Here is a 1,676-nt window from a genome sequence, read left to right on the forward strand (position 1 = left end):
CCCCGGCCCCCCGTCCCGCCGGGGAAGTGTGTGACGGGGGCGGTCCGGGTCAGGGGGTCGGCAGGCCCGCCGTCGGGATGCCGGCCGGCAGCTTCCCGTCCAGCTCCGACTTGGTGAAGGTGTCGGACTTGCCGCCCTCCCACTTCACCGTGAGGGTCTTGCCGTCCTTGCTCAGGGACGGCATGCCGGCCACGCGGTCGGTGTTGCCGTCGGCGCACTTGAGCTCGATCATCGCCATGCCGTTGTCGTTGACCGTGCCGCTGCACGTGTGTTCGCCGCCGAGCGCCACGGTCGTCCCGCTGATCACCAGGGCGGTCGGCTTGCCCTGGAGCACGGCCGCCCAGGCTCCCGCGATGTCCTTGGCGGCCACCTTGCCGCCGCTGCTGCCGTTGCCGGAGCCGCCGGTCGGGGTCGCGCTCGCGCTCTGCCCGCCGCCGTCGGGGCTCTTGTCCTTGGGCTTGTCGCCGCTGTCCGAGCTGGAGCACCCCGCCAGGGCCAGACAAGCGGCGAGGGCCACGGCGCCCGCCCCGTCACGTACATGCCTGCGCACTGTTGAATTCCCCTTGCTTCGACGATTTCCGGACGCGACAAGCTACCAGCGCGTGAACCTCTGGGGCGCGGGACGCGTCTATACCCAGTGGACGAGTAGTCCAACCCGGTGGAAATGCCTGTAACGACCCGAGTACCGCGCGTGCACGTGCATATGCTCATGCAGGCGCACATGAACACGGCTATGATCCGGGGCAGTTGACCTTTCACAGATGTACGTCTGCACATCCCCCCGGGAGCGACCTTGCACCACGCGTACAACGGCATGGCGGCAACGGAGCTTCACGGTGTCGTCTGGCAGAAGAGCCGTCACAGCAACTCGCAGGGGACCTGCGTGGAGTTCGCGCGACTGTCCGGGGGAAGGGTTGCCGTCCGCAACTCGACGTTTCCGGACGGCCCCGCACTGGTCTATACGCGTGCGGAGATCGAGGCGATGCTCCTGGGCATCAAGGACGGCGAGTTCGACCACCTGATCACCGACTGATCACCGACTGGTCAGCCACTGATCGCCCGCTGATCACCCACTCCTCACCGGCCGATCGGTCACCGGGCGCCCACCGGCCGTCCGCTGTTCTCGTCACTGGCCATCACGCCCCCGGGCATGCCCCGGAAACGCGAACGGGCCCCCGCGCGGGGGCCCTCATGACGTACGGGTACGGGTACGGAAAGAAGCGTCGGTCCGGGCTCGGCTCAGTCGGCCGGCTGGAGGCGGAACAAGGCCCAGACCACCTTGCCGTTCAGTGTGCCCGTGAGCGGGTGCCAGCCCCAGGAGTCGCTGAAGGAGTCCACCAGGAACAGACCACGCCCCGACTCGGCGTCGCAGTCGTCGGAGCCGGGCGAGGACGGGCTGTCCACGCTGGGGTCGCGCACCGCGCACACCAGCCGGCTGGTCCAGCGCATCAGATGCAGCCGCACCGGCGACGCGTCCGGCTCGCGGACGGTGTCGGCGGGCAGCGCGTGCCGCAGGGCGTTGGTGACGAGCTCCGAGACGACCAGCGCCACCTCGTCGAAGCGCTCCGACAGGTCCCACTGGCCGAGCGTCTTCTTGGTGAACTGACGGGCCCCGCGCACGGCTTCGAAGCGGGCGGGCAGCGCGCAGGAGGCGGAACTGGCCACTGCGGAGGGGT

At 69.5% G+C, this 1,676-nt stretch carries 3 protein-coding genes; 1 reads left to right on the forward strand and 2 read right to left on the reverse strand.

The genetic code is table 11. The annotated features are described in order from the left end of the window. Positions 1–49 precede the first annotated feature (49 nt). Positions 50–550, reverse strand: a complete 501-nt coding sequence (locus tag ACJA3G_RS36415) for a hypothetical protein (RefSeq protein WP_406557305.1) — start codon at positions 548–550, stop codon at positions 50–52. Between the two features lie 243 nt (positions 551–793). On the opposite strand from ACJA3G_RS36415, the gene ACJA3G_RS36420 reads away from it, so the two are divergent. Then, positions 794–1,033 carry a DUF397 domain-containing protein gene (locus ACJA3G_RS36420; RefSeq protein WP_406557306.1) on the forward strand — a complete coding sequence of 80 codons (240 nt, stop codon included), beginning with the start codon at positions 794–796 and terminating at the stop codon, positions 1,031–1,033. Positions 1,034–1,239: 206 nt separating this feature from the next. Here ACJA3G_RS36420 and ACJA3G_RS36425 read toward each other — a convergent pair. Beyond that, a partial coding sequence (locus ACJA3G_RS36425; protein ID WP_406557307.1) for an ATP-binding protein occupies positions 1,240–1,676 on the reverse strand: 437 nt, incomplete at its 5' end.

The organism is Streptomyces sp. YS-3, from assembly GCF_045257485.1.
Taxonomy (GTDB): domain Bacteria; phylum Actinomycetota; class Actinomycetes; order Streptomycetales; family Streptomycetaceae; genus Streptomyces.